Annotated in this window: 22 protein-coding genes; 17 read left to right on the top strand and 5 right to left on the bottom strand. The window is 41.2% G+C overall.

The annotated features are described in order from the left end of the window. Positions 1 to 3: 3 nt before the first annotated feature. Both WCV65_RS18655 and WCV65_RS18650 read right to left on the bottom strand, forming a co-directional pair. Entirely contained in the window at positions 4 to 579 is a 576-nt protein-coding gene (locus WCV65_RS18655) for a hypothetical protein (RefSeq protein WP_338778568.1), read from the bottom strand. Between the two features lie 14 nt (positions 580 to 593). Next, positions 594 to 1,253, bottom strand: coding sequence for a hypothetical protein (locus tag WCV65_RS18650; RefSeq protein ID WP_338778566.1), 660 nt, complete (start codon positions 1,251 to 1,253; stop codon positions 594 to 596). A gap of 461 nt (positions 1,254 to 1,714) precedes the next feature. On the opposite strand from WCV65_RS18650, the gene WCV65_RS18645 reads away from it, so the two are divergent. The 16 genes from WCV65_RS18645 (at position 1,715) to WCV65_RS18570 (ending at position 14,697) form a co-directional block, all read left to right on the top strand. Further along, positions 1,715 to 2,761: an extracellular solute-binding protein gene (locus WCV65_RS18645; protein WP_338778564.1), complete on the top strand. Its 1,047-nt coding sequence runs from the start codon at positions 1,715 to 1,717 to the stop codon at positions 2,759 to 2,761. A gap of 12 nt (positions 2,762 to 2,773) precedes the next feature. Beyond that, positions 2,774 to 3,925 (top strand): ADP-ribosylglycohydrolase family protein, encoded by a 1,152-nt coding sequence (locus WCV65_RS18640; protein ID WP_338778562.1) that lies wholly within the window; start codon positions 2,774 to 2,776, stop codon positions 3,923 to 3,925. 18 nt (positions 3,926 to 3,943) lie between these two features. Next, positions 3,944 to 6,046, top strand: a complete 2,103-nt coding sequence (locus tag WCV65_RS18635; protein ID WP_338778560.1) for an ADP-ribosylglycohydrolase family protein — start codon at positions 3,944 to 3,946, stop codon at positions 6,044 to 6,046. A gap of 535 nt (positions 6,047 to 6,581) precedes the next feature. After that, the gene (locus WCV65_RS18630; protein WP_338778558.1) at positions 6,582 to 7,529 is read left to right on the top strand and encodes a hypothetical protein; all 948 of its coding nucleotides are present in this window, start codon (positions 6,582 to 6,584) and stop codon (positions 7,527 to 7,529) included. Between the two features lie 40 nt (positions 7,530 to 7,569). Continuing rightward, positions 7,570 to 8,076, top strand: coding sequence for a DUF5381 family protein (locus WCV65_RS18625; protein WP_338778556.1), 507 nt, complete (start codon positions 7,570 to 7,572; stop codon positions 8,074 to 8,076). 86 nt (positions 8,077 to 8,162) lie between these two features. Further along, on the top strand, positions 8,163 to 8,714 hold the full coding sequence (locus WCV65_RS18620) for a DUF5381 family protein (protein ID WP_338778554.1): 552 nt from the start codon (positions 8,163 to 8,165) through the stop codon (positions 8,712 to 8,714). Between the two features lie 494 nt (positions 8,715 to 9,208). Beyond that, on the top strand, positions 9,209 to 9,406 hold the full coding sequence (locus tag WCV65_RS18615) for a hypothetical protein (protein ID WP_338778552.1): 198 nt from the start codon (positions 9,209 to 9,211) through the stop codon (positions 9,404 to 9,406). Between the two features lie 32 nt (positions 9,407 to 9,438). Next, positions 9,439 to 9,783 carry a flagellar protein FlaG gene (flaG, locus tag WCV65_RS18610; RefSeq protein ID WP_338778550.1) on the top strand — a complete coding sequence of 115 codons (345 nt, stop codon included), beginning with the start codon at positions 9,439 to 9,441 and terminating at the stop codon, positions 9,781 to 9,783. 24 nt (positions 9,784 to 9,807) lie between these two features. Further along, positions 9,808 to 11,301 carry a flagellar hook-associated protein 2 gene (locus tag WCV65_RS18605; protein WP_338782364.1) on the top strand — a complete coding sequence of 498 codons (1,494 nt, stop codon included), beginning with the start codon at positions 9,808 to 9,810 and terminating at the stop codon, positions 11,299 to 11,301. Between the two features lie 16 nt (positions 11,302 to 11,317). Continuing rightward, on the top strand, positions 11,318 to 11,719 hold the full coding sequence (fliS, locus tag WCV65_RS18600; protein WP_338778548.1) for a flagellar export chaperone FliS: 402 nt from the start codon (positions 11,318 to 11,320) through the stop codon (positions 11,717 to 11,719). Beyond that, a complete protein-coding gene (locus WCV65_RS18595) occupies positions 11,719 to 12,069 on the top strand; it encodes a flagellar protein FliT (protein WP_338778546.1) in 351 nt (116 codons plus the stop codon). The genes fliS and WCV65_RS18595 overlap by 1 nt, the downstream gene beginning before the upstream one ends. Positions 12,070 to 12,258: 189 nt before the next feature. After that, positions 12,259 to 12,450, top strand: a complete 192-nt coding sequence (locus tag WCV65_RS18590; RefSeq protein ID WP_338778544.1) for a hypothetical protein — start codon at positions 12,259 to 12,261, stop codon at positions 12,448 to 12,450. 114 nt (positions 12,451 to 12,564) lie between these two features. Then, complete coding sequence (locus tag WCV65_RS18585) at positions 12,565 to 12,948, top strand: hypothetical protein (RefSeq protein WP_338778542.1); 384 nt, start codon at positions 12,565 to 12,567, stop codon at positions 12,946 to 12,948. A gap of 353 nt (positions 12,949 to 13,301) precedes the next feature. Further along, the gene (gene raiA, locus WCV65_RS18580; RefSeq protein ID WP_035404754.1) at positions 13,302 to 13,871 is read left to right on the top strand and encodes a ribosome-associated translation inhibitor RaiA; all 570 of its coding nucleotides are present in this window, start codon (positions 13,302 to 13,304) and stop codon (positions 13,869 to 13,871) included. A 173-nt stretch (positions 13,872 to 14,044) separates the two neighbouring features. Further along, a complete protein-coding gene (locus WCV65_RS18575; RefSeq protein WP_338778540.1) occupies positions 14,045 to 14,350 on the top strand; it encodes an antibiotic biosynthesis monooxygenase family protein in 306 nt (101 codons plus the stop codon). Next, on the top strand, positions 14,347 to 14,697 hold the full coding sequence (locus tag WCV65_RS18570) for a hypothetical protein (RefSeq protein WP_338778539.1): 351 nt from the start codon (positions 14,347 to 14,349) through the stop codon (positions 14,695 to 14,697). The genes WCV65_RS18575 and WCV65_RS18570 overlap by 4 nt, the downstream gene beginning before the upstream one ends. A gap of 17 nt (positions 14,698 to 14,714) precedes the next feature. Here the strand turns inward: WCV65_RS18570 and WCV65_RS18565 are convergent, their stop codons facing one another. From WCV65_RS18565 to WCV65_RS18555, 3 genes are all read right to left on the bottom strand, one after another. Then, entirely contained in the window at positions 14,715 to 16,310 is a 1,596-nt protein-coding gene (locus WCV65_RS18565) for an ATP-binding protein (protein WP_338778538.1), read from the bottom strand. 1 nt (position 16,311) lies between these two features. Then, positions 16,312 to 18,069: an HD domain-containing phosphohydrolase gene (locus WCV65_RS18560; RefSeq protein ID WP_338778537.1), complete on the bottom strand. Its 1,758-nt coding sequence runs from the start codon at positions 18,067 to 18,069 to the stop codon at positions 16,312 to 16,314. A 245-nt stretch (positions 18,070 to 18,314) separates the two neighbouring features. After that, the gene (locus WCV65_RS18555; protein ID WP_338778535.1) at positions 18,315 to 19,040 is read right to left on the bottom strand and encodes a LytTR family DNA-binding domain-containing protein; all 726 of its coding nucleotides are present in this window, start codon (positions 19,038 to 19,040) and stop codon (positions 18,315 to 18,317) included. 234 nt (positions 19,041 to 19,274) lie between these two features. On the opposite strand from WCV65_RS18555, the gene arcA reads away from it, so the two are divergent. Continuing rightward, on the top strand, positions 19,275 to 20,525 hold the full coding sequence (arcA, locus tag WCV65_RS18550; protein WP_338782362.1) for an arginine deiminase: 1,251 nt from the start codon (positions 19,275 to 19,277) through the stop codon (positions 20,523 to 20,525). The last annotated feature ends 20 nt before the right edge of the window (positions 20,526 to 20,545 follow it).

The raw sequence follows: 20,545 nt of genomic DNA, 5'->3' as shown, positions 1-20,545 counted from the left end.
TTCTTAATGATTAGCCACTTTAGCTCCTGAGATGTCAGAAGCAACCGGATAAGTTACTGTTCTACTAGAGTATCCATACATAAGTTTGCCAGTGTTTGCAAAAGAATAAAGATCATTTAGACCGGTTGCATGTCCCAGTTCGTGTGCTACGGTAGTAGCGTTTGCTGTAGATCCTCTGCCATCCATATGATGTGTATTTAGTTTTATTTTCCAATGGTATAAATGATAATTAGAAGATTGATAATCGTAGAATGCTGCAACTGTATCACTACTACTATCTGTATACCTTAGGAAACTCCCAGTCCTGAAGCTAGTTGCATAATTAAACGTTATTACCCCTGTGTTTTTCCATTTTTGTGCACCATCTAAAATGAAATTTTTGTAACTAGTTGTGATATTTGAATCAAGGCCATAATTTACAACAGATGTACCTGCATGATTCCAAATGTCTACTATATATCCTTCGGTCTCTGAACCAGGGTTAGAAGGATAATGTGCGTATACTGGGTTTATTCCCAAAAATAAGACCGACAAGAATACTGCAAAGCTTATAATTATAGTTTTTGTTTTTTTATGCATTGATTATCACCTCTTTAAACTCTTTTTTTAATTTTCTTTATTTTTTCTTTAAATAGCCTTTTATCTATAAGTTTATATTGTTTATCATCCTTTCCTTTCATTAAGCTTTTCTTAATAATTTGTTCTTTTTCAATATCTTTTAATTCATCTTCATAGGGAGTTGCCCATCTTAATAAATCGCTATCCCCTTGAACTTCGTAAATTTGTGTTTCTTCTCCTCTTATCCAATAAACTGTTTCACCCAAATCAGGCGCTTTTTTCAAAACTAATATATATTTTTCTCCGGGTTTAAACATTCTATTTCCATTAAACTCGTACCTACTATTCCCTTGTTGAAGCACATTAATATCTTTAATGTTTTCATCCCCTTTTAGGACATCCAGTACATTTGCGGAAAATACGGTTTTAGGACCTGGCTCATCCATTTCACTAACCACACTTCTAATTTCTACTTCAGCAACTATGTCAGCTAATTTATTTATTGTATTTTCTAAGGATTCTACTTGAAGTTCAGCATTAATTTTTATCTTTTTCACTGGTTTAGCTGTGGGAATGCTAGAACTATTGAGCATCTTTTTTTCTGCCCCTAATACCAAAATAGTTGTTAAAGACATACATGTAATTAACAGCCCGCATAGAGCTACTATAGCTATTACTTTTTTTCTATTCTTCATTATTTCTATCCTCCAAATTCAATATAGAATTTAATCATAAATGTATTATACCTAAATATGAAATTTTTGTAAATAATTACAATATATTAACATTTAGTAGATATAATAATATTCATTGAGGAATTTTTATAACCCAACTGAGAAGAAAGATATAATCATTAATCATAGTTTATTAAACTCTAGTGTTATAACCATAACTTATAGTTATGGGCCATTCACTTGTCTTTAGTGGTTGTGAATTATTCGTAAATATGTCCTGTTCAAGTTGTGAATTGAATCAGAATAAAACGTTGTATAATAAGGATTATTTATCAAAATAATAGTACGATTAAGATGTTTGGACACAATTACTAAATTGTTGAGCAGCTCCCCTGCTTTTGTTTAACTTTTAAAAAACGGTAATGATTATTAAAAAATCAAAAAACCTATTATCCATCATGGAGCCATACAATGAAAAGAGGATGAAAAATTATCCTTATCTGCTGTGGATCAAGCCGCTTGATTTAAAAACGCCGGTCATCCGCAGCGACTGGTTCAATCAGCTGTCTTCTTCAAAGGCGCTCATGGCAGATCCTACACCGGAAAATTACAAAGCCTTTTTCAAGGAGCTTGTTGAAAAGGCACCTGGCGGAGGCAAGCCGAAAAATGCGATCACGGCAGCCGGGGATATTGCGGAACTGGATTATATCTTCAACATGGCATTCGGGCTGAACCAAACATGGCTGAAAAAGAGTGATGGAACATTTGAGTATGCAAAGGTCTCCGAGAAGGAAAAGGCGAAGCTTGAATTTTACAGTGAGCTTTATAAGGAAGGCCTTCTCGATCAGCAGTTTGCAACAAAGCAGTGGGATACAAAGGAAAAAGCCTTTTACGATGGAGATTCCGGGGTAATTGTCGGAACGAACGGGAAGGTAATTGACATTTATAACGGGAAAATGACGCAGGTGAATGGCAAAGAGGCAGAGCTCACCGTGCTTCCTCCGGCAAAGGGAGAGTTCCAGGGATACGGTGCCACGGATATTTCAAAGGAGTCCCGCGGGATCGCGATTTCCTCCCAATCTAAAAATAAAGAGCTGGCCTTTAAGGTTCTCGATTACCTTGCCAGTCCTAAAGGACAAATGCTGGATCGCATTGGATTTGAAAATGAGCATTATAAAATTACAGATAACCAAATTGAACTGACGGAGAAATATTACAGCGAATGGTATGCCCGATTCTGGGAGCCTGCAGATTTTAAACCCGAAAAAACGCTGAAAACGCCGCTTCTTTCCAAGCCCGCTGAGGAATCGGCAAAGCTGGTGCAGCAATATTACAGCGAGGATAACAAAGTGATTCTGGATGAAGCGTCTTCGGCAAAATGGGATGCAGCGGAAAACCTGTATAAGGAATTTTCAGCCGATATCATCACAGGAAAACGCCCAATCAGCGATTTTGACAAGTTTGCGGAAGAGTGGAAAAAGGCAGGCGGAGATGAGATCACGAAGTTCGTGAACGGAAAACTGAAGTAAGGAGCCAACATCATGATTCCATTTCAGGCACGCGTGAAAGGCGTTATTTATGCAGCGGCACTTGGGGATGCCCTCGGTGCCGCTGTTGAAAAATTGTCCTATGAGGAAATTAAGGCCGCTTACGGACGGGTGGAGTCCCTCAATATTCCCTGGTACAAGGCCAATGCGGATGCAGCAGTGACACTGGGGAAGAAAAGGGGATTCAGCATTGTCACGGATGATACATTGATGATGGGTGCCTTGATGCGCGTTTATATGAAAGAGGAGAGACATTTGGATGCGTACGATCTCGCGAATGAATTTGTAAAAGAGATCGCCTACCGCAGAACGTATATTCCTGAATTTGGACGAGAGGCACTCATGATTGAGCGCCTCTTTTATCCGGAAAAATACATTTTCACTCGCCATGCGCTGGCCAACTGCGAGCCGAGAGAAGGCGGCATCGGCAATATGGTCAATTGTGGGGCGGCTATGTATATCGCACCGGTCGGGATCGTTAATGCCGGGAATCCTAAAGGTGCCTACGACGAAGCGATTCTTTTTGCAATGGGCCATCAGAACAGCTATGGACTGGAAGCGGCAGGGGTAATGGCGGCCTGTGTGGCGAAGGCATTCGAAGATGGTGCATCGGTTGAAGGGATTGTGGATACAGCGGTTCGTCTCGCTAAGGATGGCACGAAGCAGGCGATAATAGCTGTTACCCAGGAGGCAAGGCGCTTGCGGGATAAAAAGGCCGAGATGGATGAAGTGGTCGACTTGCTGCAGGATGTGATGAAAGATTATTCTCCTATGGGAGATGACGTTCACCGAAGTGAAGGGAAAGCGGGTCTGCCATCCAATCACTATACACCGAGCCGTCTTTTTTCCATTGAAGAGCTTCCGATGGCCCTGGCCTTTATCGTTCTGAATGACGGAGCTTTTTATCCTTCGATGTATGACGGCATCAACTCAGGCCGGGATACGGATTCCATCGGTGTCATGATCGGCGCTATACTTGGAGCTCTGTATGGGGATGAAGTGATCAAAGAGGAGGATCAAGTCCTGCTGGAGAAAGCGAATCGAATGGATTTTGCCGGCCTTTCCAGCCGGTTTGCCGAAACAGCAAAAAAAATAATAGCCAAAGATCTTCAGCTGCATACCTATAGAAAGAAGTACCTGACCTAGTAAAAGGGAGGGGTCTGATTGCAGACAGAACAATACCTCGAAAAAGTGTATGCAGGATTTCTTGGAATGAACATCGGGATTCGCCTCGGCGCTCCAGTTGAACCCCGGGAATGGACGTATGAGAAAATACGGGACGTTTACGGTGAAATTAAGGGATATATAAAGGACTACCAGATGTTTTCAGCGGATGACGATGCCAATGGACCGGTGTTTTTTATAAGAGCATTACTGGATGATGCCGTCGATCGGGAGCTTGAGCCGCAGGATGTGGGAAGAGCGTGGCTTAATTACTGCCGGGAAGGCATCGGTATGCTTTGGTGGGGCGGAGAGCAGGTCAGTACCGAGCATCGTGCCTACTCGAATTTGAAAAAAGGAATTCCTGCTCCCCAATCCGGTTCGGCTGAAATCAATGGGCTGGTCCTTGCCGAACAGATTGGCGGGCAGATATTTATCGATACATGGGGTCTAATTTTTCCAGGCAATCCGGAAAAGGCCGCAGAGTACGCCGAGAAAGCGGCGAGCGTCTCGCATGACGGCAACGGATTGTACGGCGCCAGGTTTATTGCAGCGTGCATCGCGCGTGCTTTTACAGCTGACTCTATGGAAGAAATTATTGAGAGCGGCCTGGCTCAGATTCCGGAAGAATGCGAATATGCAAGGCTTGCAAAAGCGGTTATTTCCTTTTACAAAAGAAACCCGGAGGACTTCCGCCTTTGTTATCACTATGTGGAGGAGGAGTGGGGCTATCATAAATACCCCGGTGAATGCCATATCATCCCGAACGCGGGCGTATGCATTCTCTCCCTTCTATACGGAAACGGCAATCTCGCCAGGACGGTTGAAATCGCCACAATGTGCGGCTGGGATACGGATTGCAACGCCGGGAACGTGGGAACCATCTGCGGAGTATTTAGCGGTTTACAGGAAATTCCTCCCCATTACAGAAAACCGATCAACGACACGATCGTCACCTCCAGCGTTTCAGGCTACTTGAATATTTTAGACATTCCCACTTTTGTAAAAGAGCTTGCCATGCTTAAATATCAGGTGGACCGCGAAGAACCGCCTCGTCATTTGAAAGAAGCCGTAAAGCACGGAGAAGTTTACTTTGATTTTCTTCTCCCAGGTTCTACTCATGGGTTTCGAACAAACAATCCGTTCAAAGCCATCCTAAGGCACTCACGAGAGAGAGGGTTCCAGAACAAAGGAAGTCTGGAAATACTTTTCGATCGTATGATCTCGGGCGACAGCAGCCGCATCTTCTGGAAACCATTTTACCGAAGAGAAGAATTTAACGATGAAAAATACAAGCCGGTCTTCTCACCGAAAGCATACAGCGGTCAAACCGTCTCAGCTCAAATCTTCCTCGATCAATGGCGCGGCGAAAAAATCACTCTAACCCCTTACGTACGCGATACCTATACCAAAAATGAACAATACCTGCCTCCAATTCAACTAAAAAACCAATCCTGGCAAGAAGCTGCATTCATCATTCCCGATACTAAAGGCTCCCTCATCGACGAAATCGGCTACAAAATCAGCAGCGACTCCCCCACCTATAACCGGGCCTTCGGCAAGCTGTTTATCGATGAATTCCATATACACGGAGCTGCCGATTACACCATCGATTTCTCCAAGCAGTGCAGGGAATTTGGATCCGTTACCCCGTTTGCTCATCATAGGGGGGAGTGGAGTTTGGAGGGAGATGCACTTATCTGTAAATCTGCGGACAGCTGCTCCTCCTATACCGGGAACTATTATTCTACGGATTACTCTTATTCTGTTGACGTTACCCCTATTGAAGGAACGAGCCATCTGCTCCTCTTCCGCGCTCAGGGCATTATGCGGCATTACCTTGCGGGTTTTGATGGAGAAGGCAGGATTTCATTTATCCGCAATGACTTTGGGTACAAAAAAATGGAAACGGTTTCGTTTGAGTGGGAGCATGGGGTGACGTATACGTTTCGTATTGAATGCAGCGGATCTTCATTTCATTTTTTCATTAATAATCAATCGGTGCTGACAGCGGAGGATGGCCTTTTTACACATGGGATGTATGGCTTTGGCTTCTTAAGCGGCGGGGCTGGTAAATACCAAAATATTATATTTCAAGCACTATAGCTATTGAAAGCATTCGCTAATAAAAAAGCGGGTGCTTTTTAGGTTTCCTGACTAGCAATAAAAGGGAATAGGTCCTATGGATTATTCCTAATGATTTGATTTACTGGTAATTTAATGAAGAATATTTATGGAAAAGTAGGGTGAAAGATGAGGAGAATTTTTGCTTATTTGATCGGAGTATTATTTGCACTTTATATGGGGCTTGCAATCTCGCATAGTGATCTCCCCTTTCCGAGTTCAATGTTTACAATCCTGCTTGTGAGTAATATGCTCGCAGCATTGGCCGCCATCTTCTTGCCTAAGTTAACGCTCTATTTTTACGAGGGAATGGTTTATCACAAAGAAAGGAGTTTTAACCTAAATATAGCGAGAATTGGTGCTCTTATTTTTTTCTCTCTTAATTATTATGTACAAAACATTCTGTATCGTCTTCCATGGTATTTTAGCAGACCGCTAAGTATCCTCTTTTTTTGCTTGTTATTTATTCAGGTTGTCGTAATTGATTTGCTTTTTACATTTTAAGAGGTGAAAAATGATGAAACAGGAAACATATTCGCTGGATGACATACTTATTGTATCGAGAGCATTAGGGCTTAAAGCCATGTATAAAAGCTACGCATTTTTAAGCGTATCCTGGAAGAGGCGGAAGGAAATAAAAAAAGCAGCAAAAACAGCAGATTTGCATGGGAAATACGCTGAACTAAGCCGATATTTAACATCCCTTCAAGCATCGGATTTGTGGATGGAGCTGAACAAACCTGGGGTGGAGGCTACGGTTTCTGATAATCGGATCATGGAAACTCTGATTGAAGATAAAACATATGTATATACGGATCTAGCTGAAAGTGAGACACCTGAATCCATTATTGCCGGATTTTTTGGTTTGGACCAGTATTACCGATCAACTAACTCCTATGAGATCATCCGGATGAGTGATGACTACTACAACTCCCTCCATTATGCAGGGGATGAAGAGTACAAGGAAATCATGGAGGATCCTGAGACGACGCCTGAACTTCGGATATTTCTGAGAGATTTTCAAGCAAACAATAGGGAAATCAATTCAATGACCCTGTACACAGATCAGGATTTTTTCAGCTTTGGAACAGCATTTGTCCCTGCTGAAACTGGAGTTTGGCGCATTGAAATTACGAAAAGCGAACAAATCCGGCTTGTTCATACCTCTGTCCCGGACTATCTATCTTACATAATGAACGCATATATGAATGGACCATTGGAAAATGATATGGAAATAGAAGAGGAAAAAGAAGAGGTAAGAGAGCCAAAATTGGAGATAAAAGCATCCCTTTTTTTCAAAAGAGGCAGTCTCATCCTGCTTTTGGTTATTGGCATCCTTTTCATAAACTCCCAGAGCTGGGTGGAGGAAACCTGGTTTCCCCTTCTTGTGTTTTGGCTCTTTTTCCAGGTGCTAATTGGGATTTTGACTTTGATTGTTTGGAAGTTTCCTAAGGAAAGGCATTAGTGGCCCGGCTTTATTTAAATAGAATGACAGGAGTTATATGATGAGTAACCAAGATGTAATTAAAATTAGGTTCAATAAGACAAGTTTACTATTCGGTCTTATGGCAACAGTCGTTTCATTTGCTGTTTTCTGCAGTATATTTTTGGCTGCAATTAGATTTACCTCTATTTACGATGTCGTAGGAGTATTTGGGGGAGGAATGGGAGCTGTATTTTCACTATATATGTTTATAAATGTTGCACCGGGCCTTTTTAGTAAAGACAGAGTCATCTTTACGATTATTCCCGGACCAGATGGAAGAATTGAATCTATAAAGAAATCAGTGGATATTAAGAACATTAGAGACTATAAAATAGCAAAAAACGGATTTACCCCCCGTGCCATGTTTTTTGAGGATTTAATTATCTATACCCTCGACAATAAAAAGGTGAAAATGCCAACCTATAACCTGTTACACTATCAGGATTTAAACAATGATCTGAAGAAGTATCTTCTTCCATATATAAGTTCGGGTTCGGAAGCACAAGCACAAAAGAATATTAAATGAATGCAGCAAGTTGAAGTGAGATAAGGAGTAAAAAAGACCGTGCAGGAGACGATGGTTAAATTACATTTTCTGAGGAGAGAACCCATTTGCTCAACAATCAAAGCCCAGCAATTATAGAAGTGAAAGCTTTTTCAAGGTTTGTAGTATGGTTCTTCATTTCATCAGCAGGAGTGTTTATATTTTGTTTATGGGTTTTCCTGGATGCTCTTCAGTTTGAATCTAAATATAGTCTATCTGGAATTGTGGGTGGATTTGCTGGAATGATTTGGGGCCTTTATATATTTTTACATAGCTCACCGGGTGTTTTTAAAAATAGAAGGGTCATTTTTGAAATTGTTCCAGGACCAGAGGGAAGAGTTCAATCCAGAAAAAAATCAGTTGCTATAAAAGATATAAGAGATTTAGAGATTAGACGGAGAGGGATTTCTCTGAGATCCATTTTTTATGAGGATCTGGTAATCTATACACACCAGGGTAAGGTTGTTCAAATGAAGACTTATAATTTGGTAAATGATCTTACATTCAATCAGCAGATTCAACAGTACGTACTTCCGTTCATGACACCTGATGCCCAGGAGGCGTATAAGAGAAAATATAAGCAATTTCCAAGTAATACGGGTCATTTAGAAAGGAGATGAATTTGAAGCATGGATCAGCAGGATAAGATCGAAGTGAAGGGAAATCCAAGGTTAATTAGATTTGTGCATGGCTTACAATTGATGCGTTTACATCAGGCTTGAACACCAGCCCTCTGGGAGTTATGGGCGGATTAGCCGGTCTGTTTTTTGGTTTTTATTTTTTTATCCGATCTTCACCAGTGTTTTTTAATAAAAACAAGGTTCGCCTCAAAATTTTTACGGGACCTGAGGGCAGGGTTGAATCTGACAAAAAGTCAATCCCCCTAAAAGAAATTAAGGATGTAAGTATCCAATACAAAGGACTAACTTTAAGATCATGGCTGTATTACGATATTGTCATAACGGATAAGCAAAATAATAAAATTAGAATACCCACATATAACGTGCTGGATGAACAGGAGTTTAAGCCCTACAAGGAATATTATATCCTGCCCTATATACATTCCGCTTCAGCAGTTAATAATGAATCTTAAATGCAAGAGGGAGGATTTGGCTTGGGGAAAAGAGCTGATGAACAAATCATTCCTGTAAAATCTCAATGGAGGCTGATGCTCAGGAAAGCTGCAAATCCAAGTTCAAAAGCTTCTTCCCTGGCAGGCAGAATTTTAATAGGCCCTATATGCAAAACCTCCCGGGCTAATAGGAGGTTTTTTCTATTTCCCCTCAACAACTCCCCAAACTCTCCGATATAACTTTTAGATGATTAAATTGAGGAGTGTCCACTATGGCAGTAAATTCGATTTCAACTCAAGGAATGCCTCGTATGCAAGACACTGAAGCGGTAAGAACGAATCCTGTACAAGATATAGAGTCAGCTTATCAAGTGAAGGAAACTCCCCCTGTTTCGAAAGAAAAGCTTGAGAAAATTGTTGAAAGTTTAAATGAATTTATGGCGCCGGCCAATACTCATACGGAATTTGTGCTTCACGAAAAGCTCAACGAGTATTATGTGACCGTTGTGGATGATGTGACAAGAGAGGTTGTTCGGGAGATCCCCAATAAAAAAGTGCTGGATATGTATGCAGCGATGACAGAATTTGTGGGATTGTTTATAGATGAAAAAAGCTAAACAGGACGGTGAGCAATAGTGGCAATGAGAATCGGCGGATTGGCAAGCGGAATGGATATCGATACGATGGTCAGTGATTTAATGAAAGCAGAACGGATGGGTGTCGATAAGCTAAAGCAAAAGAAAACGACGTTTGAGTGGCAGCGTGACAACTACCGGGACATGAACAAGCTGCTAAAAGAACTGGACGATATGCTGAGTCCGATCAATAAAAATTCACTAACGCTTCAATCCACATTTAATAAGAAAGCAGTCAGCAGTTCAAATGAGGGTGCGGTTAGTGCGAAAGCGATCAGTGCGGGAGCTAATTTTTCTACTTCTATTGAAGTTACCACTCTGGCAACAGCGGCTTCATGGAAGGGAACGAAAGCTCCAGTTGTTGAAGCAGGTGCAAAGGAGCTGCTATTCAAGGTAACCGATCCCGGTTCTTCTACTCCAAGAGATGTAAAAATCTCCATTGCAGAAGGAGATACACTTGATCAAGTACTGAATAAAATCAACTCGTCCTCTCTAGGTGTATCTGCTATAAAGGCTAAAGTGACGGGAGATGCCTTTGAAAGTATCATCATGACAAGCAGCAAAACAGGGGCGAGCGGGGCGATCTCTTCCACAGATGCCAATACACAGTCCTTTATGAACAGCCTTGGATTTTCTTTTTCAGGAAACAACCTTGCGAAGGATCCGACAAAACTGGGAAGCAACGCGACGATCAAATTAAATGGATATGCAATGGATCAAGCCTCAAATACGTTTACAATGAACGGTGTGGAATATAATTTAAATCAAAAGACAACTGAGCCCGTTAATATCTCAAGTACAACAGATGTAGACAGTATTGTTGATTCGGTCGTTAAATTTGTAGATAAATACAACGAAATTATCGGGAAAATCAACGGTGAGATTTCTGAAGACCGCTATCGTTCCTATCAGCCGCTGACGGATACGGAGCGTGAGTCCCTTTCAGATAAGCAGGTTGAGCAGTGGGAAGAAAAGGCTAAGAGCGGCCTTCTGAAAAACGATTCCATTCTTGCATCTGGTTTAAATAAAATGAGAACAGATTTCTATGCACCGGTAAATGGTACAGGAAATGTCAGCGGATATACCCAGCTTTCCGATATCGGCATTAAAACGACGTCCAATTATATGGAAAAAGGAAAGCTCATTATCGATGAAACAAAGCTGCGCGAAAAAATCCAGGCCAATCCGAGTGCGGTATTTGAGCTGTTTAACTCGAAGGGTACAACTCCTGAGACATCTGGTCTCGCCGGGAGATTGCGTGCTACCATAAAAGATACGATCACGAGGGTTGAAGCAAAGGCCGGAAACAGCTTGATGACGACTCAAAAGTTTTCCATCGGAAAAAACCTCGATAGCCTGGATACTCAAATCGACCGGTTTGAAGACCGTTTAGTCCAAATCGAGGATCGTTATTGGCGCCAGTTTTCGGCAATGGAATCAGCCATCCAAAGAGCCAACGCACAATCAGCACAGCTAGCCAACTTCGGCGGCGGAAATTAATGAGGAGTGAAACAACTTGGCAGTAAATAACCCATACCAGGCTTATCAGCAAAATTCTGTGACGACCGCATCCCCTGGCGAATTGACTCTCATGCTGTATAATGGCTGTTTAAAATTTATTAAACAAGCGCGTACGGCTATGGAACAAAAGCAGATCGAAGCAAAAAATACGAGTCTTCTAAAAGCGCAAAAAATCATCCAAGAGCTTATGGTGACATTAAACATGGACCTTGAAGTTTCTAAAAATATGATGTCCCTTTATGAATATATGAACCGCCGTCTTATGGAAGCAAACCTTGGAAATGATACAAGCATTCTGGATGAAGTAGAAGGGTATGTAACCGAATTCCGCGATACATGGAAGCAAGTAATCCAGATGAACCGCCAAGCGCAATTCAAGCAGGGCGGCTCTGTTTAATGAGCTCTGTATTTGAGGTTCACACCCTTACAGCACAGCTCCTGAATTTGCTTGACCAGCCTGCAAAACAGGATGAACGGGAGACCTTGATTGGGCAAATCGACAACAAGCTTAATGAGCGGGAAGCTGCCATGAAGCAAATTGCAGCACCATTTACAGACCGCGAAAAGGAACAGCTTCATGAGATTAATGAGTGGAACAAAGAGATCGTTGAGAAAATGAGCATAGTGAAAACCATCATCCAGGCAGACATGCAGCGCTTGAAAAAAACCAAGGATGGGGCGAACAAATACGTAAATCCCTATCAGTCTGTTCAAGCGGATGGAATGTTTTATGATAAACGGAAATAAGGTGAAACTCTCTTCCCGGTATGGGCAGGGAGTTTTCTTGTTTTCCCAAAAATATAAATTAGTAAAACTGAAGATTTGAGTCTTTCTGGACTGCTAATTTCCTTTATTTTTCCTTATAATGTATTTGGGTTTTTCATTCTATTAAAACGGGTTAACTTGTCGATCCAGATTCACTTTAAAGGAGATCTTATGAACTTTCTAAATCAAAATAAATATAAAAAACCTGTATCGCCCAAGAAAAAAAGGAAAAAAGAATCCAAAGATGGCTGTCTCGATGGCTGTGCAGATGGCTGCTGCAGCTTTGATGGCTGCATGCCGCTTATCATGATTCCTGTGCAAATTGCCTTTTTGGGCCACTGGATCCTAGACAAACTTATTTAAGAATTATTTATTGGTTAAAAATGTTAATTTAATGTGCGCTCTACTATCAACAATCACGCCTAGCGACCGATATAAAATATAGTATAAATGACCTATATATCGAGGGTGGATGACTTGAACGCATATGAGCGCTTTGAATTGTATCATTTCTATTATCACTTGCTGAACACAGTTCAAGAGGGGCTGGATTATGTGCTGGAGAGCTTTCATAAACTTGAATTGACAGAGGCAGAAAAGGTTTTTTCTGATATTATGAGGGCTTTTTATCACATTGACAGTTCAAACGTGCTGATCATGGATTCAGTGGCGGAGGAGGATCCGTTGCTGCTTCATGAAATCAGAAGGTTTGATGAGGTTATTCATGAACTGGATCATTTGGAATTTATGTTTTTTCAGCCGCTGACGTATGAAACGTATTTAAAAGATCGCCTGGCTCCTGTATTTGTATTATGGAAAGATGGGATCCAAAAAAGACTTCAGCCGTATATTTTGCAGTAGCCGCTTGGAATCCAGGCGGTTTTTTTGTTTGATGAGACTTGAAAATTGTCGAAAAGTCGATATATAAAAATAAAAGCCGATATAATTTTAAGATAGCCGATATACTTTTATTTCGGTCGATATATTCTGATAATAGCCGATATATCCAGATAAAAGCCGATATCGACCTGCATTGGAGGCTGATGCGCGCTGCTACACCCTCTCATTCCCTTCAAAAAGGTCAAATTCCCTAACCATTCTGCATGTTTTTACAAATTTCACGATTCCTTCACACTAATTTTACGTTTGAGCAGGAATCCAAGAGGGGAAAGTAGAAATAAGTTTACATATCCTTTACAAAGGAGGAGTTTTTAATGAGATACAGTGTCAGAGGGGAAAATATTGAGGTAACTCCAGCTTTAAGAGATTACGTGGAGAAGAAGATTGGGAAGCTTGAAAGGTACTTTCAGGAGTCCGTGGATGCAGATGTTCACGTGAATCTCAGTTACTACAGTGATATGGAATCCAAGGTAGAGGTTACAATCCCAATGACGAATCTCGTCCTTCGCGGCGAAGAGCATAATGAGGATATGTATGCGGCTATCGATCTTGTGACGAACAAGCTTGAGCGCCAAATTCGAAAACACAAAACAAAGGTTAATCGCAAGTTCCGTGACCAGGATTCAGCTAAACTGATGTTTGCGAATGGAAATCCGGTTGAAACGCCAACTGCCGTTCAGACTCAGGAAGAAGATGAAGACACCATGGAAGTCGTGAGAACGAAGCGTTTCACGTTGAAACCAATGGATAGTGAAGAAGCGATTCTTCAGATGAATATGCTGGGGCATAATTTCTTCGTCTTTACGAATGCAGAATCGAACCGCACAAATGTTGTTTACAAAAGAAAAGATGGAAAATACGGCGTCATTGAGCCGAACGAATAAGCTTTAACTAGAAAGAGGCGCCGACTAGTCTGCGCCTCTTTTTCATGTAGAAAATTGGTTGCTCATACCTTATACTGAAAGTTAGATTGGAAAAATCTTTCCTGTCAAGTTTGTATTCTCGAGCCTGATTTTATGTTAGGTTGAAGAGGATACAAAAAGAGGAGATGAAATCGTTGTATATCGTTCATTCTACATTTAACGTACCTGAGAATAAAGCAGATGAGGTCATTTCCATTTATAAAACAAGATCGAAAATGGTTGATCAGTATGAAGGTTTCCATTCCTTTCAGCTCCTTCAAAATGAAAAGAAAAAGGGAGAGCTTACGGTTCAAATTGAATGGGAAACGAAAGATCATTATATGAAATGGGTCCAAAGCGACGCCTTTAAAAAGGTGCATGAGCATGAGAAAAACTACCCTGATCAAGAGCTTGCAGCCATTGTGCCGACTGTGAAAAAGTATGAGGTGGTTGCGACGTGAATCCGCAAATTAAAGATGAAATTATAGAGCAAGTGGTGGAAGGCATATATGAGCATTACCCTGAGCTACTCGAAAAATATGGAGAGACGGGGAAGCGGAAATGCCGGGAAGATAATGAGCATCATTTAAAGCATTTGGCTACAGCTTATGAAGCGCAGATGCCTAAAATTTTTACGGATTATGCTGTTTGGCTTAACAATGTATTGACCTCAAGAGGAATGAAAAAGGAGCATTTGATGGACAACTTCGAGCGGATTGAAAAAGCGCTAGAAACGGTTGAAGCTCCTGAAAAAAATGATTATGTCCAATATCTTCGCGGTGCAAATCAACTGCTTTCTGAGCGATGAAAGGGTTCTCCCCCTGATTATTTAAGGGGGAGTTTCACCCAAAATAGGCTCCCTTCTCCAAGCGTGCTTTTTACTCCAAGAGATCCTCCCATTTCGTCTGCCAGCTGCTTTGTCAGCGATAACCCCACACCGGACCCTTCCACATCCCAATAATGGCTGTCCGATCTGAAAAATGGATCGAAAATCCGAAGTTCATCTTCCTTTGATATTCCAAATCCGGTATCTTTTATTTGGATGAGAGCGAAGTCTATTTCTTGAGATACGATCACCTCGATACGGCCATGATCGCGATTGTATTTGACGGCATTTGAAAGCAGGTTGAGCATGATTTGCTTTAACCGGACTTTGTTGGCTGTAAGAAATATTTCACCCTGGCCATGAAGGTTTGTTTCAATTGTAATCCCCTTTGTTTCAGCAAAAGGAAGGATCCATTTGATGCTGTCTTTCACAATTTTTTTTACAGGAGTGATTTCATTTTTTATGAATGGCTTTCCTTTTTCCAGCCTGACCAAATCAAGGATATCGTTAATGACGTGGAGCAGATGGTCCGCTGCGTTGGATATTTTACTGATTTTCTCTTTCTGGCGGTTCGTTAATGGTTCGTCCTTTTTATCAAGTAGAATATCGGAGAATCCCATAATTGTATGAAGCGGTGTTCTCAGTTCATGGCTCATCATTGATAGAAAATGAGATTTCGCTTTGCTTGCTTTCTCAGCGGCATCTTTTGCTTGCGTAAGGGCAATATTGTTTTTCTTCAGTTCGGCAATCATGCAAATCCGCTCAAGCAGATTGGATAGCTGGGTACAAGCAGTCTGAATGAGCTCAATTTCCGAAGCTTTGAATTGGGATCGGGTTTTAGAGCCGAATGACAAGGTGCCAAGCAGTTTGCCGTGGGATACGAGCGGATGGGACACATAGGCTTTTATCCCAAGATTTTTAATGATTTTGACTCTGCTTTCCAGCGAATTTTGCACATTTTCAATAATCATTGCATCCTTGCTCTCGGCTACGGCTCCGCATACAGCCTGTCCAAATTCAATTACAGCTATAGCTTTTGCCTCTTTTGCTGTAATTCCTGAATAATTCGCGAGGACCAAACTTCCTGAAGAAGGCTTCGCCATATAGTTAATATAAACATCAAGGTCGAGATAGTCGGATAACTTATTAAATAGGGTGTCAAGGAGCTCAGTTGGTTTCTGGCTCTCAATCATACCGCTCGCTGTCTCGCTTAGCAGTGTTAGTTTTTCATTTTTAGCATGAATGGCCTTCTCAACCTTGTATGCTGCTGTCATGTCTTTGAATACAAGGCTGATTCCGCTTTCTGCAGGATAGACGCAGATTTCGACCCTTTTCAATACACCATCGATTTGATAGGTGAGCTTCAGGCGGCTGCTTTCTTTGTGCTGGATCGCTTCTGTAAAAAGAGCTTTAAACGTCCTGGCATCGTCATGTTTCAAATAATCCATCACGTTTCGGCCGATGCACTTGTTCGGAGTATCTCTAAATAATTTGGCTCCTTGTGCATTGATAAATTGAATACACCATGAACGATCCAGGCTTATGTAAGCATCTTCATTCTCATTTTTTTCAAAGGTTTCAATATGGAAGGACATGTTATTCTCCGTCTGCAGCAGTAAATTTCTCACTAAAATGCCGCTGCCAAAAATCAGGGTTTTCTAAAAGGGAAAGTCTCTGCACAGCCATCTCAGGACTTGATGCAAGGAAGTCGGCTGCTCCCTTTTCAATTGGTTCAGTCGTATAAAATTCCTTGAAAATCATTAGAATTACATTTGGATTGATTGCTTTTAATGCATCAGCAAGTGCAGTGACAGTCGCTAGAGAATACTTATTAGTAACGGTAAAGCAAATATATTTTAGCTTTCTTTTTCCAGCCAGCTCCGCAATCTCCTGCGGTTCAGATCCAAGATGCTTAACCGTCTCCCAGCCATTCGCTGTAAAAAAGTCGTTAAACATCATGCAGGGAAAATGAAAGGTTTCACTCTCGATGAAAACGGTCATCACCTTCAGGCGGTTGGATATCATGCTTGAGTAGCATTCTCTTTTCTTATTCAGAATATGGCAAAGAATATCGTCTGCGATGTGAAGACTTGTTCGGCTGAGAAAACGGTCTTTATAGGACTGGGCGAGTTCCATGGCAGCCTTGCATAAGATAAGTCTGTATATATCCTCTACCCGCATCCCGTCGGCCAGCGCTTCAAAATGTGTGAAAGCCATCTCCTTATTTCCGGATACTAATTCAGAGATAAAATGTTCCCACCGTATTTTTTTGGAAACGCTTTTCTCAGCCCCGCTCCAATCGAGGATATTCTCGACCTTCAGTGAAAAATCAGGAGGAATGTGAAAAAGCTCTCCGCTCTCCAAATTTTCCAGAGATAAAAGAAACGGAAAATTGGGTGTGTGTCCTTTTACCGCACAGGTCCATCCATTTGTTAAGACAACCTCTGTTCCGGCAGGGTAAATATGGAGCAGATGCATAAACTGCTTCAGGACCTCTTGGTCGTAAAGGTGAGCGTCACGGGAAAGAGTAGCTAACGCTTCCTCTGCTGGAAGAGGCGCCCGATACATTCTTTTTAAGGTAAGAGCAGAGTAAACGTCTGCAATCATCAAAATTCTGGAAGCTAAAGAAAGATCTTCAGCAAGCAAACCGTCAGGATATCCGCTTCCATCCATCCTTTCATGATGGACTTTCGCAAGTTCGGCATATCCGGCAGTCTCAGAATGACCTTTTAAATAATCGTACCCCAGCAAAGGGTGAGTCTTTATAATGTCAAATTCCAGTTTAGTCAGTTTGTCTTGTTTTAAAAGGAGCATGCCAGGCAAATCTGCTTTTCCGATATCATGGACCAAGGCAGACTTACTTTGCTGTTCGAGGTCTGGCAGGTTCATTTTTTTAGCCAGCAGGGTAAACAGGATAAATACATCCACTGAATGCAGGAAGGTGTTTATATCATTGTTCTTCAGCTGAAGCATTTTTGAATAGATGGAATCTATTTTCATAATTTCTGTAAAATAGGTTAAAAGAAGATAAATGGATTCATTAAGATTCAGTGAAATTCCATAGCGTTTATCATCTGTTATTTTCAAAAGCGATCCAAAAAATAGATCTTGAATGGTTTGTTCATAATGGGTATTGCCTTCAGAAGGAATGCTCTGAATAAGGGTCATAAGCGCAGGTTTTAATTCACTTGCCGGATGTAATGCCAGAACTTGAGTTACTCCCCATTTTTTCAGCTTTTCAACTAAATAAGAGTCCGTCAAGGTTCCTTTTTTAACAATCAATGTTTGGTCTGCATAAATATCCTCTGCCAATATGATTCCTGGTTGGAGCAGCTCTAATGATGTTTTTCTCATGTTTCATCCCCTTAGTAAAAAATACCCATTCCTCCTTTATAATAGGAGAAGCTGAAAATTCTGTCGATTAGAATGGAGGCATTTTAGGAAGGATATAACGCTTATTGGGATGGATAAACGTCCGTTTGTTCCCGAAAAGAGACATTTTAAGCACAAATAAGAGCACGAAAGTAAAGTCAACTCTCGATGCTCTAAATGTGTTCAGCAATTTCCCTGTATGAAATGATGACAAGAGCTTTGCAGCTTTAAATAAATAAAGATAATTTAGAATGGAATTCATTAATCTTTAATTTAGAAATGTAAGCATGATGTAAGTACCCGCTGAAGAATACCTGGTAGGTTTCATTTCTGGGAGTAATATGAGACACACGGTTTAAATTAATCGCATAAGAGCGGTGGCTGAGGAAAAATGAATGATCCAGGCGCTCATAGAGGGTTTTAATGCCCTCATATGTTTCATAAACCTGGCTGGGCGTATGAACAAAGCATTTCTTCCCGAGCTTTTCTATGAAAATAATATCGTTAAAGGGAATGTAATAAATGGAGCCTGCAGATTTAAGACTCAGCCGTTTATGCGGGGACGGCAGAGAAACAGCATGGCGTTCCAGCAAATTTTTCGCTTTATATAGAGCTGTAAACAGCCTGACCGGTTTAACCGGCTTTACGATATAGTCCACAGCAGATAAGTTAAAAGCTTCAACTGCATAATCATCGTATCCTGTGATGAAGATAAATTTCAAATCAGGATTGATTTGCAGACACTCTTTAATGGCGTCAATTCCATTCTTTTTAGGCATGTTAATATCAGCCAGGATCAGGTCTGGACTTGAATACTGGATTTTTTCAATAAGCTCAAGTCCGTCTCTGCAGATGCCTTCCACTTTAAAATCCTCTGATTGATCAATGTAGTGCTGAATAATTTCCAAAGACTCAAGCTTATCATCTGCAATTACGATCCTTAACGTACGCATGTTCATCCACTCCGTTTAGCTTTCTATGAAAATAGTACACGAATTTAAATAAAATTTAACTAAGAAAAATATGGGTAATTCATCCTCTTTTACTGTAGACTCAGCTTTTTTTTCCATTACAAATGATGGGCAGCTGAATATCATCTCTTTATAAAGGATAACTAGCGTTACTCTCAGGGAGAATCCGGGTACAGATATGAAGGTGAAAAAGGGGGAAGAAACATGATGAGTAAAATGCTGAATGCAGCCGGTACGGATACGCTCAATGTAACTTCAGAGATCGGAACACTAAGAACGGTGATGCTTCACCGGCCCGGAAGAGAAGTGGAGAATTTAACACCGGAGCTCTTACATAAATTGCTGTTTGATGATATTCCTTATTTGCCTGTTATTCAGGAAGAGCATGATATTTTCGCTGAAACCCTTAAAGATCAAGGAGTGGAGGTTCTCTATCTGGAAAAGCTTGCAGAAGAAGCTCTTCATTTTGGAAATGCAAAAGAAGATTTTGTTGATCAGCTATTAAAAGAGAGTAAGTCGAATATTAATGGTGCAAGTGAAAGCTTAAAAGAGTTTCTTCTTGATTTACCTGGCGGGCAGCTAATTTCTAAAATCATGTCAGGAGTTCGGACATCTGAAATTGATCAGGGACGGAAACGCCATTTATATGAATTTATGACGGACCAGTATCCGTTCTACTTGGATCCCATGCCAAATCTGTATTTTACAAGAGACCCGGCAGCAGTCATCGGAAACGGATTGACAATCAATCGTATGCATGAAGGAGCAAGAAGACGGGAGTCCTTGTTTATGGAATATATTATCCGCTATCATCCCCGCTTCGCATCGAAGGAAATTCCGGTATGGCTGAATCGGGACTATGATTTTCCGGTAGAAGGCGGAGATGAGCTGGTATTAAGCAAAGACACGATTGCAATCGGAGTTAGTGCGAGAACATCTGCACGCGGAATTGAACGGTTAGCAGTAAATTTGTTCCAAAAACAGGATCAGGTGAAAAAGGTAGTTGCAATCGAAATTCCAAAATCCCGGGCATTCATGCATCTGGATACGGTCTTTACAATGGTGGATTATGATAAATTTACGATTCATCCTGCGATTCAGGGGCCGGCGGGTGAAATGAACATTTACATTCTGGAAAAGCATGATGAAGATCCGAACAGGGTAGCTATTTCCACCCGGACTAATTTAATTGAAACGTTAAAGGAAGTTCTTCATTTGAACGATGTCACACTCATTCCATGCGGCGGGGGTGACGCAATTGTTGCAGCAAGAGAGCAGTGGAATGATGGGTCAAATACGCTTGCAATCGCTCCCGGTGTTGTGGTGACCTATAACCGGAACTATGTGTCTAACCGGATTATGCGGGAGCATGGAATTGATGTGATCGATATTCCAAGCTCCGAGCTTTCCCGTGGCAGGGGCGGCCCGCGCTGTATGAGCATGCCGATTGTAAGGGATAATTTATAAGAACGACTGCCGGCTTTATG

Source organism: Metabacillus sp. FJAT-52054 (genome assembly GCF_037201815.1).
GTDB lineage: Bacteria > Bacillota > Bacilli > Bacillales > Bacillaceae > Metabacillus_B > Metabacillus_B sediminis.
The sequence above is the reverse complement of the archived record's forward strand: the minus strand, read 5'-3'. Positions and strand labels throughout refer to the sequence as shown.